This is a genomic window from Gelidibacter sp., assembly GCF_053579655.1.
On the sequence record NZ_JBMDWE010000002.1, the window covers coordinates 16,237 to 35,693 of the forward strand.

Below are 19,457 nucleotides of genomic sequence, written 5' to 3' on the forward strand. Positions count from 1 at the left end.
GCAATAGTCCAATGATCCGATCACTGTTAGTGCTTTAAATTAGGCTATAGTGTCGATTTTGGTAAATGAATTCTAATAATAAAGTGGTAAGCAATGACTGAAAGTATGACTGAAAATTATTGGAAATATAAGGCAAACATTACTTTTTGCCTAATTGGCCTATACTAATTCAGGGGGTGGAGAAAGACACTCTGTGACATAAGGCGTATATAAGGTCAGATAGGCGGTATTTAAACTTAGCTCTTCAGAATCGAAAACTGCTAAATGGGTCAGATTACTTTCTGCACTATGTATTTTAAAGACCTTCAGGTTTTTATTGGTACTCGTGTCTTCCTCATTTAAACTGTAAAATACTGAACTATCAATCGAATCACTAAAAATGCTCAGCGTAGGCCCTGCCATAAATCCAGTAAAGAGCGCTATAAGGAAGAAAGTAATAATTTTTTTTTTCATGTAAAATCGATCCACAAGATGCAAATATAATATATGAAATTTTAAAAATTGTTAAAGTAATTGAAAATCGGAGGCGATTAACTCGTTAAAGGTTCAGTTATAGCGTGAAAAAGCAGGAAGATTCTTAGTCGTGTTAATGTTTTAAATCGATGATAAGATGCGTTTGCGTCATGATAGCTTAAAAGTCATGAATAAAATTCAGCTTGATAAAAATGATAAAAAAGGAGTTAGTAAATATTCAAGGCCTTAATATCATCATTTGGAATCCAACCTGTTTTACCATCGGCAAGTTTGATTTTCTTCCAATTGTTGACCGTATCCAAAATTTGAACTTTAGTGCCTTCATGGAGTTTAAAGGACTCAGGGCTTCTGAGGTTTGGCTCACTCTTGACCTGAGCTTCCTTAGCAAAAACAATGGCAGGCTGATCATTTTGTAACAGATGATAATTATTATAGGCCAAGGCCACTGCGCCAAACGCCAAAATTAAAAAACTCATGGCCGTAATGAACGCCAATCGTTTTTTTGTAGTACTATAATTGAAATAGTAGACCAGATAGAACACCACAAAAAGCGCCATTAAAAGCACGGATAATTTTGCCCAATTATCAAAGGTCAGCCAATTAGTGATAGACTTTGAAAGCTTGGAAAACCCGATTTCAGGTGTTTTATCAATGGCATCAATGGTCATATTGCGAGCAAACGTGATATTGTTCTGTATTTCCTTGTCTTTTGGAGACAGTTTTAAAGCCTTTTCATAGTAATAGATGCTTGGTGCAATATGGTTGAGTTTATAATGTGCATTGCCCAAATTATAGTACAACGCTGCCGAATGTTCTGCCGAAGCAATAATAGCTTCATATTTTGAAATGGCATCCTCAAAATCGCCTTTGTTGTACAAGTCATTGGCCTGCTCAAATAGCAGTTCATTCTGGCTAAACCCTAAGCTGCCGATTAAAAATGTCAGTATGTAAACAAAATTTTTCATCTTACTTAAGCTGTTTATCAATTACTGAAATCGTGTTTGCAGCCTTATCATAATCCTCCTGCATGGTCACTTCTGAAAAAGGCGTGTATCGTGCCAATTCACAACTGTCAAGAATGGTTAGGAAGTCGCTAATCATTGACTCGTCTACTTGACGTTTGGTAAGTAGCTTTTCAATCCGCTCCTTGCTCAAATCGCTGGTTTCAATATGCAATTTGGCCTTCAGATAATTATGGAGTGCTTTCTCCAAAGCAATATAAAAGGCTTCTTTTTGACCTAATGCTTTTTTGGCTTCTCCTAAATATTTTCTGGCCAATTTATCGGCCTTGCGTATTTTATTGCCTTTAACATCGGCCACACGTTCGGCTTTTTTCTTACGGAAAACCATGGCCAAAGGAATGGCTAGAAGTGGGAGTAACAAGGAACTCCAGTACCAAGACGATTGAAAAAATGGTTCCGAGATGATCGGTTTAAGATTCGCTTCAGTTTTCACAAAGGCAAATTGGTCATTGCTCATAACCACACGTTGTTTCCCATCGCCCGCTGATGCGATATTGCTGTCGCTATTGGTATTGTTTGTTGGGCCTTCCAGGACGTTGATTAAATGCTGTCCTGTAGAAATGGTTTTATAGGTTTCTGTTTTTAAATCGAAATAGGAGAAATCCACATTTGGGATCGGATACTTGCCTTTAAATTGTGGCACAATCGTATAACTATCGGCAATGCCACCTTGCATGCCATCGAGCGTTGTCCTTACGTTTTCGGTGTGTTCAGGTTCATAGACTTCCAGGGAACTTGGCAAGGTCAATTTAGGCAATTGAAATAACTTCAAGTTACCATTTCCGGTCACTTCTAACCGTGCTTGTAAGGATTCTGTAGCATTCAACTCGTCTTTGGACGTGGTCAATTTAAAATCAAAACTACCTACAGCACCCGTAAAACTCTCTGGTTTGCCAGCTTCAGGAAGTGGTTTTACTTCGAGTGTTTTGCTTCCTGCCGAAACTGTTTTTTGAACTTGCGTCATCATTTGGCTGCCAAAAAAGTCACGTCTACTCGTTGGCACTTCTACGGTAAGTTCAAGACTTAAAGGCTCGATTTCTATTTTACCTGTTTTTTGTGGGTATAAAACGATTTTACGAATCACTAAGTAGCGATATTCACGACCATTGTATTGGCCAGTTTGAATCTTGTTATCTTTTAAATCGATGTTTTGACTCCAGAAATCGTTGTATTTCGGGCTATTGAGTTCCCTGAAATTAGTGACACCAATATCTTTATAAACATATAATTTATAAACGATGGTAATGGCTTCGTTGAGGTAAGGGTTGCCTTTGGATATTTCAGCAACAAGATGAAGGTTGTCATCCACCACATTGTCCACATTGTCCGGATCATTGGGTCTCGTTACCGCTGCAGTCACTTGAACGGTAACTGGCGATGTTTTATAAATCTCCCCATCAATTTCAATGGTGGCTTGAGTGATTGTGATATTCCCTGTTTTTTTTGGCGCCAAGAAGTAGCTGTAGGTTTTTGCAAAGGAGCGAACACCATTGACCCACGAATGACTCACGGATTGATTTGGGCCACCCACGACCGTGAAATCATTGAAAGACGGCGGGTTAAAATTATCACCATCCGTATTCATTTCAAAATCCACACGTAAACGCTCATTCACACCAAGTTTGGTCTTGCTAACCTTGGCCTCAAATTTTACTTGGGCGGTAACAAAACTTGTACTTACTGCAATTAAAAATAATGTTATGTATGTTTTTAAGCTCATCTATTTAAATAAAAATTAACGAACAACGATTAACGATTATCGATTTTTTTAATTGTTGTTTTTAGAAGTTTTAATACTTGCGACAAAAATGGAAATTAGTTAATTGTTTTCATCCAAAACCTTTAATATTTTTTCTTCATTTCCAATATAGAGATTTGCACGTCGACAATATTAACGATTGACACTGCGAAATCTATAATGCGTTCTTCTAATTCATTTGTCTTCATATGGGTTCTTAAATCATAACTCGTTAATCGTTATTCATCAATCAAAAATCCATCTACCAGTCTTTATCCGTTTGTACTTTGACTCCTTTTTGTTTTTCGGCATTCATTTTTTCCTGAACTTTCTGTTCTTGATTGTTCATGGCTTCCAATAAATTATTTATCTGCTGCGGAGACAATTTTCCAGGTTGCTGTTGAGGCTGTTGATTTTCGTCTTTACCTTTTTCATCCTTTGGTTTGCCTTCGTCTTTTTTGTCGTCGCCCTCTTTTTTATCCTGGCCTTTATCGTCCTTGTTGTCTTTATTATCTTGATCTGGCTGATCTTTTTTGTCTTTATCCTGATCGCTGTCGTCTTTATTATCCTCTTTTTTGTCCTTATCTTGGTTTTCATCCGGCTGATCATCTTTTTGCTGTTCAGCACATTCTTTTGCTAGTCCAAGATTGTAACGCGTTTCATCATCGGTAGGATTATTTCTTAAAGCACTTTTATAAGCCTCAACAGCTTCTTTGCACTTTTTGTTTTTCATCAAAATGTTACCAATATTATGGAATGCTTTGTGTTTTTCGGCCTTATCTGTGGCATTGTTAGCCGCTTGTTGCTGTCTGTAAAGCGCCTCTTCATAGTTGCCTTTTTTATAATAGGAATTTCCTAAATTATAAGTGCCTGCTACAGAAGAAGGTTGTTTGGAAATAGCTTTGCGATATTCTTTTTCTGCAGAAATAAAGTTGTTGTCCTCCATCAACGCATTGGCTTCATAAACCAAATTATTGGATTTCTTTATGGCCAACAATTGTTCCTTCTCTTTCTCGTTGTCTTGAGAAAAAGCGAAACATGTAAAAAATAGGATCAAAAGTGTTAGGTTTTTCATTTTCTATATCATTATGAACTTACATTAATTTGATGTATCCCATCAAAAGTTCAATTCATCAAAATCAAATTTTATCCTCCTCATTTTTAAACAGTTCGTAAAACTAAAAAAACTATAGCGATTGGTGTTATAATGTTTTCTTAAAGTTACTAGAGGTTTTCGTTAAATAAATTCAAACGTTTCAGCCATGAGGTGCGTCTTTCCAACAGTAAAATATCAATCAAAAGGAAGAAAATAGCCGCACCCAAAAACCATTGAAATTGTGCTTCAAAATCAGCAAATTGTTTGGCTTCAAATTCGGTTTTATCCATCTTGTTTAAAATATTCCGAATGTGCTCCACTACTTTTGCAGTATCCCTTCCATTGATATAGGAGCCATGACCTTCTTTGGCGATGCTTTTTAAAGTGTCTTCATCTAAACGTGTGATGACGGTTTCGCCATTTTTATCTTTTTTATAGTTGACAATAATCCCGTTTCGCTTTTCAGGGATTGGCCCACCTTTGACATCTCCCACACCAATGGTGAAAATCCGGATGCCTGCTTCGTAAGCTTCCTGTGCCACTTGCGTTGCCAGTTCGCCATGATCTTCGCCATCAGATATGATAATGAGCACGCGATTGGTATCTTGGTCGTCATCATAATAACCTTTTGCAAGTTGGATGGCTTCACCAATAGCGGTTCCTTGTGATGAAAGCATGTCGGTGTTCATACTTTGGAGGAACATTTTGGCCGATCCATAGTCGGTGGTAATTGGCAATTGCGGAAAGGCTTTTCCCGCATAAGCTATAATTCCAACCCGATCGCTCGCTAAATTATTAATGATTTGAGTAACCAGTTGCTTTGCTTTTTCCAAACGATTGGGAGCAATATCCTCCGCCAACATACTTTTTGAAACGTCAACGGCAAATACAATATCAACGCCTTCACGCTTGACGGTTTCAAGTTTCGTTCCCAATTTCGGATTGACCAAGGCGATGACCAAGCAAGCAAAAGCAAGCGAAAGCACCACGACTTTTAAAATAGACTTGAAAATCGAAGTGTTTGGACTTAATCTTTTAAATAAAGCTTTGCTCGCAAATTTGCGTTGCATGCGGTATTTCCACAATTGCAGCATCAAAAATATAAGCACGATCAACGGAATGACCATTAATCCCCAAAACCATATTTTTTCTTCTAATTGCATTTTTTAATTTTCAGTTTTCAGTTCGCAGTCGGCAGTCATCAGTTATCAGTCATCAGTTATCAGTTATCAGTCATCAGTTATCAGTTATCAGTCTGCAGATAATGGAATAAGCCACGAATACACGAATGTTTTATTAACTTCTATAATCTTTATTCTCTTCTCTATTGTCTTAGTTGATGTCTAATTAAAACTTCTAAAAAGAGTTGATCTTAATAAGAATTCAAAAAGTAATAGTCCAAATGCTAATAATATCAGAGGACGGTACTTTTCTTCGTAATTATAATATTTAAATTCTTCAACATCCGTTTTTTCCAACTTATTAATTTCTTCATAAATGGCTTCTAACTTTTTGTTGTTGTCTGCTCTAAAATATTGTCCGCCGGTAACCTTTGCAATTTCCTTCATTAAGTCTTCGTCAATTTCCACGGGCACGCGTCCGTATTGAAAGTTGCCGTTTGGCAAAATACCAATAGGAGAAAGTGCCATACCATTGGTTCCAATGCCTATTGTGTAGACTTTAATGTCATAGGCAATCGCCAATTCACTAGCTGTTTTTGGATCAATAAATCCGGAGTTGTTGACCCCATCGGTCAATAAAATAATGACTTTACTTTTGGCTTTACTGTCTTTAATTCGGTTGACTGCCGTTGCCAATCCAGATCCAATCGCCGTACCGCCTTCAATGGTGGTATTGTATTTGATATCGTTAAGCGCTCTCAATACAATGGCTTTGTCGCTGGTAATCGGTGTTTTGGTGTAGGCTTCTCCAGCGTATTCCACAATCCCAATACGGTCATTTGGTCGGCTTTTTATAAATTCTGAAGCCACCTTTTTTAAGGCCTCCAAACGGTTTGGTAATAGGTCCTTGGCCAACATACTTGCCGAAACATCTATGGCAATCACAATGTCAATCCCTCTGGTGTTTTTTGTTTTGGTCGAAACATCCACCGTTCTTGGGCGTGCTATAGCGGTAATCACTAAGGCCAATGCCAATAGTCTTAAAACAAATAGGCCATGTCTTGCTTTTGGCAACCATGAGTTGGTCATTTTAAACCCTTTTATGGTTGACATCTTAAGTTCGGCCGTTTGCTTTTTGTGTTTAAATATATACCATATCACAATTAATGGTAGAAGTAAAAACAACCAAAAAAACTCTTTGTTTAAAAAATGAATTCCTTCCAGCATCAGTCTACTTTTCTAAGTTCTACGGAATTTAAAACGCGTTCCATAATGTCCTCGGCATAGCGATCTTCAGCATCCCAGACCAACATGATTTGTTGTAAAATATGTTCCGTCGTAAAAGCAAGAAAAACATAATTCCCTTTTCTGTAGTGATCTGGCAAGAGTCCAGGGAAGGATGCCGTTCCGTAAACCTTCAAGCCTTCAGCGGCATTAGGGGTCACGAATTTATCTCTTTTGGTAAGAATGTCCTTCACGCCATTTTGTGCCAACATTTGAAGACTTCCTTCGATTGCCAAATTCAAATCAATTTTTGTGGTATCAGGAATGTTCAACTTTGAGGTGCTGACCATAATGTTTATGGGACTTAATAAGGTGCCATAGCCAAACATCGTTGTTTTAACAGTGGCGTTCGTGTCAATAGCCTGTGATTCCACACGCTCTAAAACTACTGGTGTTGTGATGTAAATCGGCGGAACGCCATAATCACTGGTTACCCAATCGCCTTCCAATAGCTCTTTGGTGTCGTTACCGATAAGCGTGTCTTTTACATAATGAAAGCCATATTTTATTGAGAAACCTACAAAAGTGGCCATGAGTAAAAACAGGGAAACGGCAACGGTAATGATGATTTTACGGCGTTTCTTTTTGCGTTCCTGTTCCTCTTTATATTGCTGATCCAATAATTTTTCGGCTTCAGTTGGCTCTGGTAATGCTTGTTTGACATTGTCGATCTCCAGATCGATCGTATTCCTGTCAATTTTGGCCAATTCAATATCTGGAGCGGACTTGGCGAATTTTACCAAATCGGCACGTTTCAGAATGGTTTCAATGTTTCTGATATCGTCTTTAGATAGTTCGATTTGATTGCCATCTTTAAGTAAATTCAAACGGAAAATCAATTCGTCGGTGGTACTTTCCAAAGCGCGATTGTATACTTTTTCATCCAAATAACGTCGGATGATAAAGGTCAATTCAGAATAATAATCCTTGAGTTCAGCTTGCTGTAAATAATCGGATTCGTCCAATTTCTTCAGCGCCATTTTTGCGCGTTCGTAGGGTGGCAGAAGTGCAATTTCTTCTTCTTCGGTCAACGGTTTTTTACGCCAGATAAACCAATACATTAAGAAGGCTATGATAGCAAGAATGGCCAAAATGATAAGGGCTGTTTTCCACCAATCGCTGCTGCTTTTTTCGACTTTTATAAAAGGTTTAATGTCATAAAGGCCTTGTTTTGTTGAGTCTACCTGAATGTTGTTAACTTCTACTTTTAAAGAATCCGTGAAGTATTCTTTGGTGCCAATGATGATTTTTTGCCTCGGAATGGTGTAACTGCCAGAGTCAAATTGCGTTAAGCCATATTTTTTGATCAGGTTGAAACGCGCTTTGTTTTTAGTCGTATCTATTTTATAGGACTCGATCATTTCCAACGGCGAAAAAGTTTGACCTTCCGGAAATATGACTAAATCGGTAGTGTCGGCTTCGACTTCAATTTTATAGGTCATCTGCTCACCAATCTTAATTTTTGTAGGATCGACGGATGATTTGACTTGAGCGAAAGAGACAATGGAAAATAGAAAGAAAAAAATTGACAAAAGGACGGATGGCGGATGACCGACGACCGATGAGCTTTTGCCATAACCTAAATAGAAATGCTTCATTATTAATTTTAAATTCTTCATGGATTAAGCTCTGCGTTTAAAGTAGCCCAATAATTTTGTGACATAGCTCTCGTCAACGCGACAGTCAATCACGCCAGCGCCCGATTTGGTAAAGGTTTCCTTGAAATAGCTCACGCGTTCGTTGTAGTATTTACCGTAGTTGGTTCTCATGGTTTTTGAAGACGTATTCACCAATATAGATTCACCAGTTTCCTCGTCTTGCATTTGTACAAGCCCCAAGTTTGGAATATTTTCTTCACGTTTGTCATACACGCGTATGCCGGTAATATCGTGTTTGTTTGCGGCAATTTTAAGGGTTTGCTTATAATCGTCAGCAATAAAATCAGAAAGCAGAAACACAATGGCTTTCTTTTTCATTACACTGGATAGAAATTTTAGGGCACAGTCAATATCGGTCTTTTTACTTTTCGGTTTAAATTCGATCAACTCACGAATGATGCGCAACACATGAAAGCGTCCTTTTTTTGGCGGAATGTATAATTCGATGCCATCCGTAAAAAGAATCAATCCGATTTTATCGTTATTTTGGGTGGCTGAAAAGGCTAAAGTTGCAGCGATTTCGGTAATGATTTCGTTTTTAAACTGTTCTTCAGTTCCAAACCATTCTGAACCCGAAATATCAACCATGAGCATCATGGTCAGCTCACGTTCTTCTTCAAATATTTTGATATGTGGTTCGTTATATCTTGCGGTAACGTTCCAATCAATATTTCGGACATCATCGCCATACTGATATTGGCGCACTTCACTAAAAGTCATACCACGTCCCTTGAAGGTAGAATGGTATTCTCCTCCAAAGATATGATCAGACAAGCGTCGTGTCTTAATCTCTATTTTGCGTACTTTTTTTAGTAATTCTTTGGTATCCATTTTTTTTGAGTAGGCAGTATGCAGTCTTCAGTTGTCAGTCCAAAATATGAAATGCTTTTCAATTTTCAAGTAAGCACTGAAGACTGCTTACTGAAGACTGCCAACTTATTTACGGTACTTCAATTTCATTTACGATCTTGTTGATAATGTCAACAGAAGTGATATTCTCAGCTTCAGCTTCGTAGGTAATTCCAATTCTGTGACGTAATACATCATGCACTACGGCGCGAACATCTTCAGGAATCACATAGCCACGACGTTTGATAAACGCGTAACATTTTGCGGCAACCGCTAAGTTGATACTACCACGTGGCGAAGCACCAAAGGAAATCAATGGTTTTAAATCGGCAAGTTTATATTTTTCAGGGAAACGTGTAGCGAAGATGATATCGAGAATGTATTTTTCGATTTTCTCATCCATATAAACCTCACGAACCGTTTGTTGCGCTCTTAAAATTTGTTCGATGGAAACAACAGCATTCACTTTTTCATAAGCACCTTTAAGATTGGCGCGAACAATCAATTGCTCTTCTTCTATTTTTGGATAATCGATAACCGTTTTCAACATAAAACGGTCAATCTGCGCTTCAGGAAGTGGATAGGTTCCTTCTTGCTCAATTGGGTTTTGAGTTGCCATGACCAAGAATGGTTTATCCAATTTATAGGTTTCATCACCAATGGTCACTTGTTTTTCCTGCATCGCCTCCAATAACGCCGATTGTACTTTGGCAGGTGCTCTGTTGATCTCATCCGCAAGGACGAAATTTGCGAAAATCGGTCCTTTTTTAATCGTGAAATCGTTGACTTTCATATTATAAATCAGGGTTCCAACAACATCTGCAGGTAGTAAGTCTGGTGTAAATTGGATCCTACTAAAACTCGCATCAATAGCTTGGGAAAGCGTATTAATAGCCAATGTTTTTGCTAAACCCGGTACACCTTCTAACAGAATATGCCCTTGTCCCAACAATCCAATCAGTAAGCGTTCCACCATATATTTTTGGCCAACAATGACTTTGTTCATTTCAAAGGTTAGCAAATCAACAAATGCACTTTCTCTTTCAATTTTCTCGTTAATGCTTTTGATATCAACTGTTTCTTGCATCATAATAGGGATTATTTTAGACTTAAATTAGGGTCTGATTTTTTGAGTAGTGCAAATTGTTAAAATTTTTAGTGGAATGCTGTTAACGATTGGTTAAAAGTTGAGGCCTATCATCATAAGTGTGACACATTTAATACTATTTTAAGGATTCATTCCTGCGAAGGCAGGAAACCTTTAGGTTCAACGAAGTTAAACCTTTAGGATCAGTGAAGCTAAAGCTTTCGGTTCAACGAAGTTAATCCTTTAGGATCTACGGAGCTCATCTCAGGTTAAGTGTAGCTAATCCAATAACTTTAACTTAACTAATCTTAGGTTCGTCCAAGTAATACATAAAAGATCAACGGAACTACTCTTAAAATAAATAACTAAATTTGGAATAACATAAAATAGAGGTTTTCATCTGATAGTTATCAGGATAGTGACTATTAAGGTTGGAATCCAAAGGATCAGCGTAGCTAAACGTTTAGGTTCAGCGAAGCTTATCCTCAGAATCAAGAACTAAAATTAGAAATGAATTAAAATTAAAAGATTTCTGCCGAAGTTTATCTTGAGCGATAGTCGAAAGGCGGAGATGACAAATACTTATGAGAAAAACAGCATTAATTACAGGCGCCACCAGCGGCATTGGGCGCGCTACAGCACACGAATTTGCAAAACATGGCATCAATCTGATTTTATGTGGCCGACGTCAAGATCGTTTGGACACCATCAAAAAGACTTTGGAGAAAACCACCGATGTCCACACTTTGAATTTTGATGTTCGTGACAAGAACGCCACTTTTGAAGCCATTGCGTCGTTGCCAGAACATTTTAAAACGATTGATATTTTAATCAATAACGCAGGAAATGCGCACGGATTGGATCCGATTCAAACTGGAGATACAGACGATTGGGACGCCATGATGGACATCAACGTAAAAGGTTTGTTATATGTGAGTAAGGCCGTAATTCCGCAAATGACTGCCAGAGAATCCGGGCATATTATCAATATTGGCTCCTCTGCTGGAAAGGAAGTTTACGCCAAAGGAAATGTGTACTGTGCCAGCAAACATGCCGTATTAGCGATAACTGAAGGCATGCGGATTGACTTGAATCCATTTGGAATTAAAGTTGGTGCCATTAATCCAGGATTGGTAGAAACCGAGTTCTCACAAGTGCGCTTTAAAGGCGAAGCGGTTGCGGATAATGTTTATAAAGGCTACAAAGCATTACAGCCCGAAGATATTGCGGAGATTATTTATTTCGTGGTTTCTAGGCCTGCGCATGTGAATATAGCAGATTTGTTGGTGTTTCCGACGGCTCAGGCGTCGTCTACAATTTTGAAAAAAGTCAATTGATTATTTTTTATTTTTATTATTTATTGAATGTTTTAGATTATTAGAAGATTTATTGGTTTAAACAAAAAGGCATTGTTTTGAGGTGCCATTTTGTAGATCCTTTGTAATTCTTTGTATTAAGGGGATTGATCTTTTTCATTGTCTATTTTTATTATTATGAAATCGCTATGGCACACTTTAGCTCATTTGAAGATTTGGAGGTATATAAAGAAGCAACTTTATTTTGCGATGATATTTGGAATGTTATCCAAAACACATCTTTACAAAAAGATTATAAATTAAGGGAACAAATAAATGGGTCGTCTGGATCGATAATGGACAATATCGCTGAAGGTTTTGGCAGAGGTGGAAATAAGGAATTTATTATGTTTCTGGGATATTCAAGAGGTTCTTGCAGCGAGTCAAAAGCACAATTATTGCGTGCTTATAGAAGGGAGCATATTTCTAAAGAAACCTATCATGTCTTAAATAATAAAGCTCAAAATCTCATCGACCAACTTTCAAAATTCATCAACTACCTCAAAAAATCAGAACGTCGCGGTTCAAAATTCGACTAAATACGAAAAATAGATCTTGCACAAGAGTGAGAATAAATAATAGGAATAGAGAATTATTAATACGTCAGAGTAGGAATAAATAATAATAATAGAGAATAATCAATAGTCCCAAGTAAGAATAAAAAATAGTAATAAAGAATAAACAATCCCTTGTCTTGATCAACAAACGACTTCTCATAAAAAACCTATTAGCTCACAACGATGAGAGCAGTTTCTATGACAAGAAGCGGCAGATTGATATTGGCGAAAAGGAAGGGAAGGCGAAATTCTTAAAACACATTTGTGCGTTGGCGAACAGTAATCCAAAAAACAATTCTTATATCGTTATTGGTGTCGAAGATGAAGACAACAGCATTACAGGTGTTGATTTTTTTGATGACAGCAAAATCCAGAATCTGATCAATGCCTATTTGACCAATCCGCCGATTGTGCAATATGAGAATATCCCGTTTCCTCATTTACCGGATGATAAAGTGGTGGGATTGGTGACCATTCGGCCTATTGAGGGTTTGACCTCCTTAAAAAAGAACATCTGGAAGTATTATGGTGGCTCCGTCTTTTTTAGGGATGGAAGTATCAGCATGCCCAAAGTTTTTGATGTTGAGATCAAAGATGTCAATTCAAATATTGTGGAAGCTATTGAAAAGCACTCGCAAAATAACATTCAACATACGCTCGACGGCGTTTTCTATTTTTTAAATAAGCAGAAAGACTATCGTCCCCAATATTTGGTTTTTAAGGAATATTTTGTGCTTTGTTGGGCCGGGCAGAAAAAGGTTTATAAAGATGAAGTCTTTTTTAGCAGAGTTGATATTGAACTCGTCAATGAGCAAGTGCGGTTGTTTTTTTCGACCTTGGATGAAGTCACCATTACCTATGACGAGGACGCTTTTAATATTGTGGAGTATGTGAGCTTGGGCTTGCAAAACAATTATAAATATTATCCTTTGGAGGAAACTCGCATAACGTTTAACAATAATGCCACCTATCATATAGTGACGAAATTGCTTTTTGAAGCGCCACAGTATGATAAAAAAGTATTGCATCATATTTATAATACTAACAATGCTATTTTAGAAAAACTCAAAAAACAACAGCCGCTTAATGCTAATGAAGAACAGGATTTAAAAAATTTACCAGCAACTTATCTTATCTGTTATCTCAATTTATTTCATGATGCTGTTGAAAAGCTTAATGAAGCCAAACCCTTTTTAAAGGATTTCAGCCAAGAGTTGTATGGGAAATATAAAGAGTCTTTGCGTATTTTAAGAAAAGTGAAATACAGTTAGAAAAGGTCACCGGTATTTTGTGATAATGCATTTTATCGGACTTTTTGAACAGCCATTACCATTCATACAGATTTTTCTGTTAATGATAGTTTTTTATAGAATATTTCAATAAAAAACTGCAATTTTACAGCGCTATTAATCAATTATATACAATCCTGCTTCTCCCGATAATGGTTCGGCACTGAAGCAGGGTTTTTTTTTTGGCTGCATTTTGTCGGTGTTTTTATTAAGAGCTTGATCTACTTATAAACTCCATTCTAAAGCTGTACTTCATCGATTTTTTTGATCGCTTTTTGCCCTTCATACAGATATTTTGGCTAATCGTAGTTTTTACTAAACGATGTTAAAAATTAGAAATTTTTTACAGTGCTATTAACCAATTACAGCAAATCCTGCTTCACCCGAATATAAAACGGCACTGAAGCAGGTTTTTTTATAAAATACTTATTTGTCGGATTGGCACCAATTGGTTTTCCGAAACTTTTTTGAAATTTGGTGCTTTTTAAATTGGAGTTTTCTAAGTTTATTTTTTGGAATTATCAGCCTGAGCTTTCTGCATAAACTCCTCGCATTTTTCGACCATGTTTTTGCTGCCGCAGATAAAAGGAACGCGTTGGTGAAGTTCAGTCGGTTGAATGTCTAAAATACGTTGAAACCCATCGCTCGCTTTTCCATGAGCTTGTTCAGCTAAGAAGGCCATAGGATTACATTCATAAAGCAAACGTAATTTTCCGTTGGAGTTTAAGGAGCTTTTCGGATAGATATAAATGCCTCCTTTGATCATGTTTCTATGAAAATCAGAAACCAACGAGCCGATATAACGCGACGTATATGGTCGGTCGTCTTCTTCCATTTGGCAATATTTGATGTAATTTTTTACACCTTGAGGAAAGTGGATGTAATTTCCTTCGTTAACGGAATAAATACGTCCATTTTCTGGAAATTGCATGTTTGGATGTGACAAATAAAAGGTGCCAATCGCAGGATTGAGCGTAAAACCGTTGACGCCATCACCTGTGGTATAAACCAACATGGTTGAGGTGCCATAAACCACATATCCGGCAGCGACTTGCTGATGTCCTGGTTGCAGAAAATCTTCAATCGTCACGGGCGTTCCAATCGGCGTGACACGTCTGTAAACCGAGAAAATGGTTCCAACGGAGACATTCACGTCAATGTTAGATGAGCCATCTAAAGGATCAATAAGTACCACATATTTATTCTGAAATTTTTCGTCCTGACTATTAATAGCGATAAAATCTTCTTCTTCTTCGCTGGCAATCCCACACACAATATTTCTATTGGTCATGGTTTGGATGAACTTTTCGTTGGCGTAAACATCCAGTTTTTGCTGATCTTCACCTTGAACATTAACATCGCCTGCAGTGCCAATAATATCGACTAAGCCCGCTTTGTTGACTTCGTAATTAACCACTTTAGCAGCTAATCGGATCGAATTGATAAGGCTGGAAAGTTCGCCTGATGAATATTTAAAAGACGCTTGGTTTTCAATAATGAATTCACCTAAAGTTTGATGCTTTCGAAACATGAAGTATTTTGGATTTGTTTCTACAAATATCGTTTTTTTTAACGAACTACAACGTTTTCGTGAAACTTTAACGGCTTTAATTTTTTTAGTTTGCGTTATCTTTGAACACAATTTTTTTTATGATGGATTTAAAAATTAGATGGGCAGTTCGCGAAGATATGCCACAAGTGCTTGATTTAATTACCGAATTGGCAGTTTTTGAAAAGGAACCCGATGCCGTTGAAATCACAGTTTCTGATTTGCAAAACGATGGCTTTGGCGAAAATCCTGCCTTTGAATGTTTTGTGGCTGAAGTAGACGGAAAAGTAGAAGGCATCGCTTTAGTCTACAGCCGATATTCTACTTGGAAAGGTAAAATTTTGCATTTGGAAGATTTGATTGTGAGCGAAAAAATGCGAGGCAGTGGCTTGGGAACAGCGCTTTTGGATGAAGTGGTGCAATACGGCGACCAATTGGGCGTTAAACGCATTTGTTGGGACGTGTTGGATTGGAATGAACCTGCCATCGAATTTTATGAAAAGAAAGGTGCGGATGTCAAACGCGATTGGGATGTGGTGCACTTGACCGAAACCGGAATTAAAAACTATATAGCCAAATTAGAAGATGCACGTATTTAAGTTCGGAGGAGCGTCGGTTAAAGATGCTTTGGGCGTTAAAAACTTGGAACAGGTTCTAAGAAAAGTAGGCTTTGAAAACACGCTGATTGTCGTTTCGGCTATGGGAAAAACTACCAATGCCTTAGAAACGGTCGTTGGCAATTACTTTCATAATAAAAGTGAATTGCAGAGCTCACTGCGCAATGTCAAAACATATCATGAGGCTATTTTGTTGGATTTGTTTGAGGAATCACATCCTGTTTTTAAAAAAGTAGCTCTTTTGTTTGATGAGTTGCACAGTTTTTTTGACCGGAATAAATCGCCAGATTATAACTTTGTCTATGACCAATCGATTGGCTACGGCGAAATGGTCTCGACGGTAATTATTAATGAATATCTTAATTTGGTTGGTATTACCAGCAATTGGCTGGACGTTCGTGAGTGTATCAAAACAGATAATTATTACCGACGTGCCAACGTGGATTGGGAAGCAACGCAAATGGCCATCACCTCTAAATTCAATACCTCTGTTTTGAATGTAACTCAGGGCTTTTTGGGAAGTGATGCCAATAATTTCACCACCACTTTAGGTCGCGAAGGCAGTGATTATACCGCCGCCATTTTTGCTTATTGCCTAAATGCTGCAAATGTGACCATTTGGAAAGATGTTCCAGGAGTTTTAAATGCCGATCCCCGTTATTTTGAAAACGCACAATTGCTGAATAGGATTTCGTATCGTGAAGCTATTGAATTGGCGTTTTATGGTGCTTCCGTCATCCATCCAAAAACATTACAACCTTTGCAGCAAAAGGAAATTCCACTTTTCGTGAAATCCTTCAATCATCCAGAAGATCCAGGCACTATGGTTGCTAAGGGCAAAGGTATTGAACCGATGATTCCCTGTTTTATTGTCAAAAAAGATCAGGTTTTAATTTCTTTGTCCTCCTTGGATTTTTCATATATCGTTGAAGAGAATATCAGTGAGATTTTCAGACTGCTACATTTGTATAAAATGAAAGTGGCTGTCCTTCAAAATTCGGCGATTAGCTTTTCCGTTTGTATAGAAAACAGCTATAATAATCTATCCGATCTTTTGCATCATTTAAAGGCTAAATTTAAGGTAACCTGTCATGAAAATGTCTCCTTATATACCATACGACATTATAACTTGGAGGCCATAGCACAATTGGAAACGGATAAAATCGTATTGTTGAAGCAGTTAACGCAAGAAACCATGCAAATGGTAACACAATAACAAAAATTGCCAGATGGTGTTCTTTAAGATGTCACTTTTGATGCTTGTCGCACCGCTATTTTATTAAATAAATTGATTAGGTTTGTAGCCATGACCAAACAGCCGGAAACAGGATTAGTAAATGCAAAAGAAGTTGCCCAAGCCATACATTTAGATAGATATGGCGTTTTTGGTACGTTTTGCGGTTGGGTGCTTATGAAAGTACTTAAAATATCCAAAATTAATAAGGTTTATAATCGCAATAAACATTTAAGCAACGTTGAGTTTTTAGATGCTCTTTTAGACGATTTTCAGATTCGTTTTGAAATTCCTGAAGATGATTTAAAACGATTGCCAAAAGATGGCGCATACATAACCGTATCGAACCATCCGTTGGGAGGAATTGACGGGATTTTGCTGCTCAAATTAATGTTGGAGCAACGCGATGATTTTAAGATCATCGCCAATTTCCTACTAGAGCGTATTGAACCGATGAAGCCTTTCATCATGCCGGTCAATCCATTTGAAGACCGAAAAGATGTCAAGTCAAGTATTTCAGGATTTAAAGCTGCGCTTTCGCATTTGCGTGATGGACATCCATTAGGCGTATTTCCAGCAGGAGAAGTGTCCACTTATAGAGATGGTAAATTGGTTGTTGACCGCCCGTGGGAAGAGGCTGCAATGAAACTTGTCCGAAAGGCAGAAGTTCCTGTAGTGCCTATTTATTTTCATGCTAAAAACAGCCAGCTTTTTTATAAGCTTTCTAAAATCAGTGATACGTTCCGGACGGCAAAATTGCCTTCAGAAGTGCTGACCCAAAAACGACGTGTTATTAAGGTTAGGATAGGAAGACCAATTTCTGTAGCAGACCAAAAAGAATTGTCTACCCTTCAAGAGTTTTCAGAATTTTTAAGAAAGAAAACCTATATGTTGGCCAATTCTTTTGATCAAAAGGGCAATATTCTGAGCAATATTTCTTCAACCTTGAAAGTTCCAAAACCTATCAAAAACATCGTCACACCAGTGAGTGTGGAAGATATGAAGAAGGAAGTGGATTTTTTACGTGAAAATGACGGCCGACTTTTACAAAGCAAAAACTACGAAGTCTTTTTGACTGACTCCCAGAACATTCCCAATATTTTGCGTGAAATCGGACGCTTGCGTGAAATCACGTTTCGTGAAGTTGGCGAAGGCACCAACCAATCCATCGATTTAGATCCGTTTGATAATTATTATCACCACATGTTTTTGTGGGATAATGAATCTCATAAATTGGCGGGAGCTTATCGTATGGGCTTAGGTTCAAAAATATTTGCTGCTTATGGTATTGACGGGTTTTATCTTCAGGATCTATTCCGTTTTGAGCCCGAACTTTATAAAATGATGAGCGAATCCATTGAAATGGGACGTGCTTTTATCATTAAAGAATACCAGCTCAAACCCATGCCTTTGTTCCTTTTATGGAAAGGTATCGTACATACCACTTTGCGTTATCCAGAACATAAATATTTAATTGGTGGCGTGACCATTAGCGATAAATTTACCAACTTTTCAAAATCGCTGATGATTGAGTTTATGAAATCCAATTATTACGATCCTTATATCGCACAATATGTGCATCCTAAAAAGGAGTTCAAGGTCAAGTTAAAGGATGCCGATAAGGACTTTGTTTTTGATGAAACCGCAGCCGATTTGGTGAAATTCGACAGGATTATTGATGAATTGGAACCAGGCACTTTGCGTTTGCCTATACTCATCAAAAAGTACATTAAACAAAATGCGAAGGTGGTTGCGTTTAATGTTGATCCATTGTTCAACAACGCTGTGGATGGTTTAATGTACATCAGAATAGCCGACTTACCAGAAAGCACCGTGAAACCTGTGATGGAAGAATTTCAAGCGGAGATGGAGCGGAAATTTGCGGAGAATGGGGATGCTCCTGAAGTCTAAAAATAATTCCTTATTGCCTAATTCTTAATTGTAAAACTTCTCTTATTCTTTCCTTCTATAAATCTTTTGCGTTTTATTAGCAGTTGCAATATCCTCTTAAACATTGAAATAAATACAAATTTTAATTGATTTTACAAAAGCCGAATAATATAATTTTCAGCTTTTGTAAAATGATTAAAACCAAGGTTTCTTGCCTGCTTGATAGGTAGCGTAAAATTCAGCATCAGATTTTGTAAGGTAGATAATACCTTCAATTAATCCCACTAATCCTGTTGCCCAAATTACAAATATGCCAATACCTACACAGGAGAGTACCATGCCAATTAATGTGGCTCCTAATAAAATTCCGCCTTCTTTATTGTACCCTAGTATAAATTTGTGGACACCTAAAGATCCTACGAGAATAGCAAGAATACCAGCTAATATTTTTTTATTCTCACCTGGGGTGTTTCCGAAGGCTTCTTTTGCTCCTGATGAGAACTCTTTAGCACTTTTTTTAGCTCCATCTGAAAATTCCTCAGCAGAACGTTTGACGTCTTCTGTAAATTTTTTATTGTTATCTTTTGCGCTGTCCAGCATATCGTCACTTAAATTGTTATTTTCAGTCATCTTCCTT

17 protein-coding genes are annotated in these 19,457 nt (G+C 37.5%); 6 read left to right on the top strand and 11 right to left on the bottom strand.

Translation table 11 applies throughout. From position 1 onward, the window contains the following. Positions 1-159: 159 nt before the first annotated feature. The 9 genes from ACOH2D_RS01350 to ACOH2D_RS01390 form a co-directional block, all read right to left on the bottom strand. Positions 160-453: a hypothetical protein gene (locus ACOH2D_RS01350; RefSeq protein ID WP_348035227.1), complete on the bottom strand. Its 294-nt coding sequence runs from the start codon at positions 451-453 to the stop codon at positions 160-162. A 227-nt stretch (positions 454-680) separates the two neighbouring features. Next, a complete protein-coding gene (locus ACOH2D_RS01355) occupies positions 681-1,439 on the bottom strand; it encodes an SH3 domain-containing protein (protein ID WP_449534157.1) in 759 nt (252 codons plus the stop codon). A 1-nt stretch (position 1,440) separates the two neighbouring features. After that, positions 1,441-3,216, bottom strand: a complete 1,776-nt coding sequence (locus ACOH2D_RS01360; RefSeq protein ID WP_449534158.1) for a BatD family protein — start codon at positions 3,214-3,216, stop codon at positions 1,441-1,443. 280 nt (positions 3,217-3,496) lie between these two features. Continuing rightward, positions 3,497-4,309, bottom strand: coding sequence for a tetratricopeptide repeat protein (locus tag ACOH2D_RS01365; RefSeq protein ID WP_348035230.1), 813 nt, complete (start codon positions 4,307-4,309; stop codon positions 3,497-3,499). 149 nt (positions 4,310-4,458) lie between these two features. Next, complete coding sequence (locus ACOH2D_RS01370) at positions 4,459-5,493, bottom strand: vWA domain-containing protein (protein ID WP_449534159.1); 1,035 nt, start codon at positions 5,491-5,493, stop codon at positions 4,459-4,461. A 180-nt stretch (positions 5,494-5,673) separates the two neighbouring features. Then, positions 5,674-6,678 (bottom strand): vWA domain-containing protein, encoded by a 1,005-nt coding sequence (locus ACOH2D_RS01375; protein ID WP_348035232.1) that lies wholly within the window; start codon positions 6,676-6,678, stop codon positions 5,674-5,676. Then, a complete protein-coding gene (locus tag ACOH2D_RS01380; protein ID WP_449534251.1) occupies positions 6,678-8,333 on the bottom strand; it encodes a BatD family protein in 1,656 nt (551 codons plus the stop codon). The genes ACOH2D_RS01375 and ACOH2D_RS01380 overlap by 1 nt, the downstream gene beginning before the upstream one ends. Before the next feature lie 24 nt (positions 8,334-8,357). Continuing rightward, positions 8,358-9,224, bottom strand: a complete 867-nt coding sequence (locus ACOH2D_RS01385; protein WP_449534160.1) for a DUF58 domain-containing protein — start codon at positions 9,222-9,224, stop codon at positions 8,358-8,360. A gap of 109 nt (positions 9,225-9,333) precedes the next feature. Further along, positions 9,334-10,329, bottom strand: a complete 996-nt coding sequence (locus ACOH2D_RS01390; RefSeq protein ID WP_348035311.1) for an AAA family ATPase — start codon at positions 10,327-10,329, stop codon at positions 9,334-9,336. Positions 10,330-10,913: 584 nt separating this feature from the next. On the opposite strand from ACOH2D_RS01390, the gene ACOH2D_RS01395 reads away from it, so the two are divergent. The 3 genes from ACOH2D_RS01395 to ACOH2D_RS01405 all read left to right on the top strand — a co-directional run bounded on the left by ACOH2D_RS01395 (position 10,914) and on the right by ACOH2D_RS01405 (position 13,512). Then, positions 10,914-11,666: an SDR family NAD(P)-dependent oxidoreductase gene (locus tag ACOH2D_RS01395; RefSeq protein ID WP_449534161.1), complete on the top strand. Its 753-nt coding sequence runs from the start codon at positions 10,914-10,916 to the stop codon at positions 11,664-11,666. Positions 11,667-11,833: 167 nt separating this feature from the next. After that, entirely contained in the window at positions 11,834-12,223 is a 390-nt protein-coding gene (locus tag ACOH2D_RS01400) for a four helix bundle protein (protein WP_449534162.1), read from the top strand. A 155-nt stretch (positions 12,224-12,378) separates the two neighbouring features. After that, the gene (locus tag ACOH2D_RS01405) at positions 12,379-13,512 is read left to right on the top strand and encodes an ATP-binding protein (RefSeq protein ID WP_449534163.1); all 1,134 of its coding nucleotides are present in this window, start codon (positions 12,379-12,381) and stop codon (positions 13,510-13,512) included. Between the two features lie 523 nt (positions 13,513-14,035). Here ACOH2D_RS01405 and fbp read toward each other — a convergent pair. Next, positions 14,036-15,061 (bottom strand): class 1 fructose-bisphosphatase, encoded by a 1,026-nt coding sequence (gene fbp / locus ACOH2D_RS01410; protein ID WP_348035309.1) that lies wholly within the window; start codon positions 15,059-15,061, stop codon positions 14,036-14,038. A 122-nt stretch (positions 15,062-15,183) separates the two neighbouring features. On the opposite strand from fbp, the gene ACOH2D_RS01415 reads away from it, so the two are divergent. The 3 genes from ACOH2D_RS01415 to ACOH2D_RS01425 all read left to right on the top strand — a co-directional run bounded on the left by ACOH2D_RS01415 (position 15,184) and on the right by ACOH2D_RS01425 (position 18,841). After that, on the top strand, positions 15,184-15,678 hold the full coding sequence (locus ACOH2D_RS01415) for a GNAT family N-acetyltransferase (RefSeq protein ID WP_348035312.1): 495 nt from the start codon (positions 15,184-15,186) through the stop codon (positions 15,676-15,678). Beyond that, positions 15,665-16,912, top strand: coding sequence for an aspartate kinase (locus tag ACOH2D_RS01420; protein WP_449534164.1), 1,248 nt, complete (start codon positions 15,665-15,667; stop codon positions 16,910-16,912). The genes ACOH2D_RS01415 and ACOH2D_RS01420 overlap by 14 nt, the downstream gene beginning before the upstream one ends. 90 nt (positions 16,913-17,002) lie before the next feature. Next, entirely contained in the window at positions 17,003-18,841 is a 1,839-nt protein-coding gene (locus ACOH2D_RS01425; protein WP_348035287.1) for a lysophospholipid acyltransferase family protein, read from the top strand. A gap of 174 nt (positions 18,842-19,015) precedes the next feature. On the opposite strand, the gene ACOH2D_RS01430 is transcribed toward ACOH2D_RS01425, so the two are convergent. Then, complete coding sequence (locus ACOH2D_RS01430; RefSeq protein ID WP_348035286.1) at positions 19,016-19,450, bottom strand: TM2 domain-containing protein; 435 nt, start codon at positions 19,448-19,450, stop codon at positions 19,016-19,018. Between the last annotated feature and the right edge of the window lie 7 nt (positions 19,451-19,457).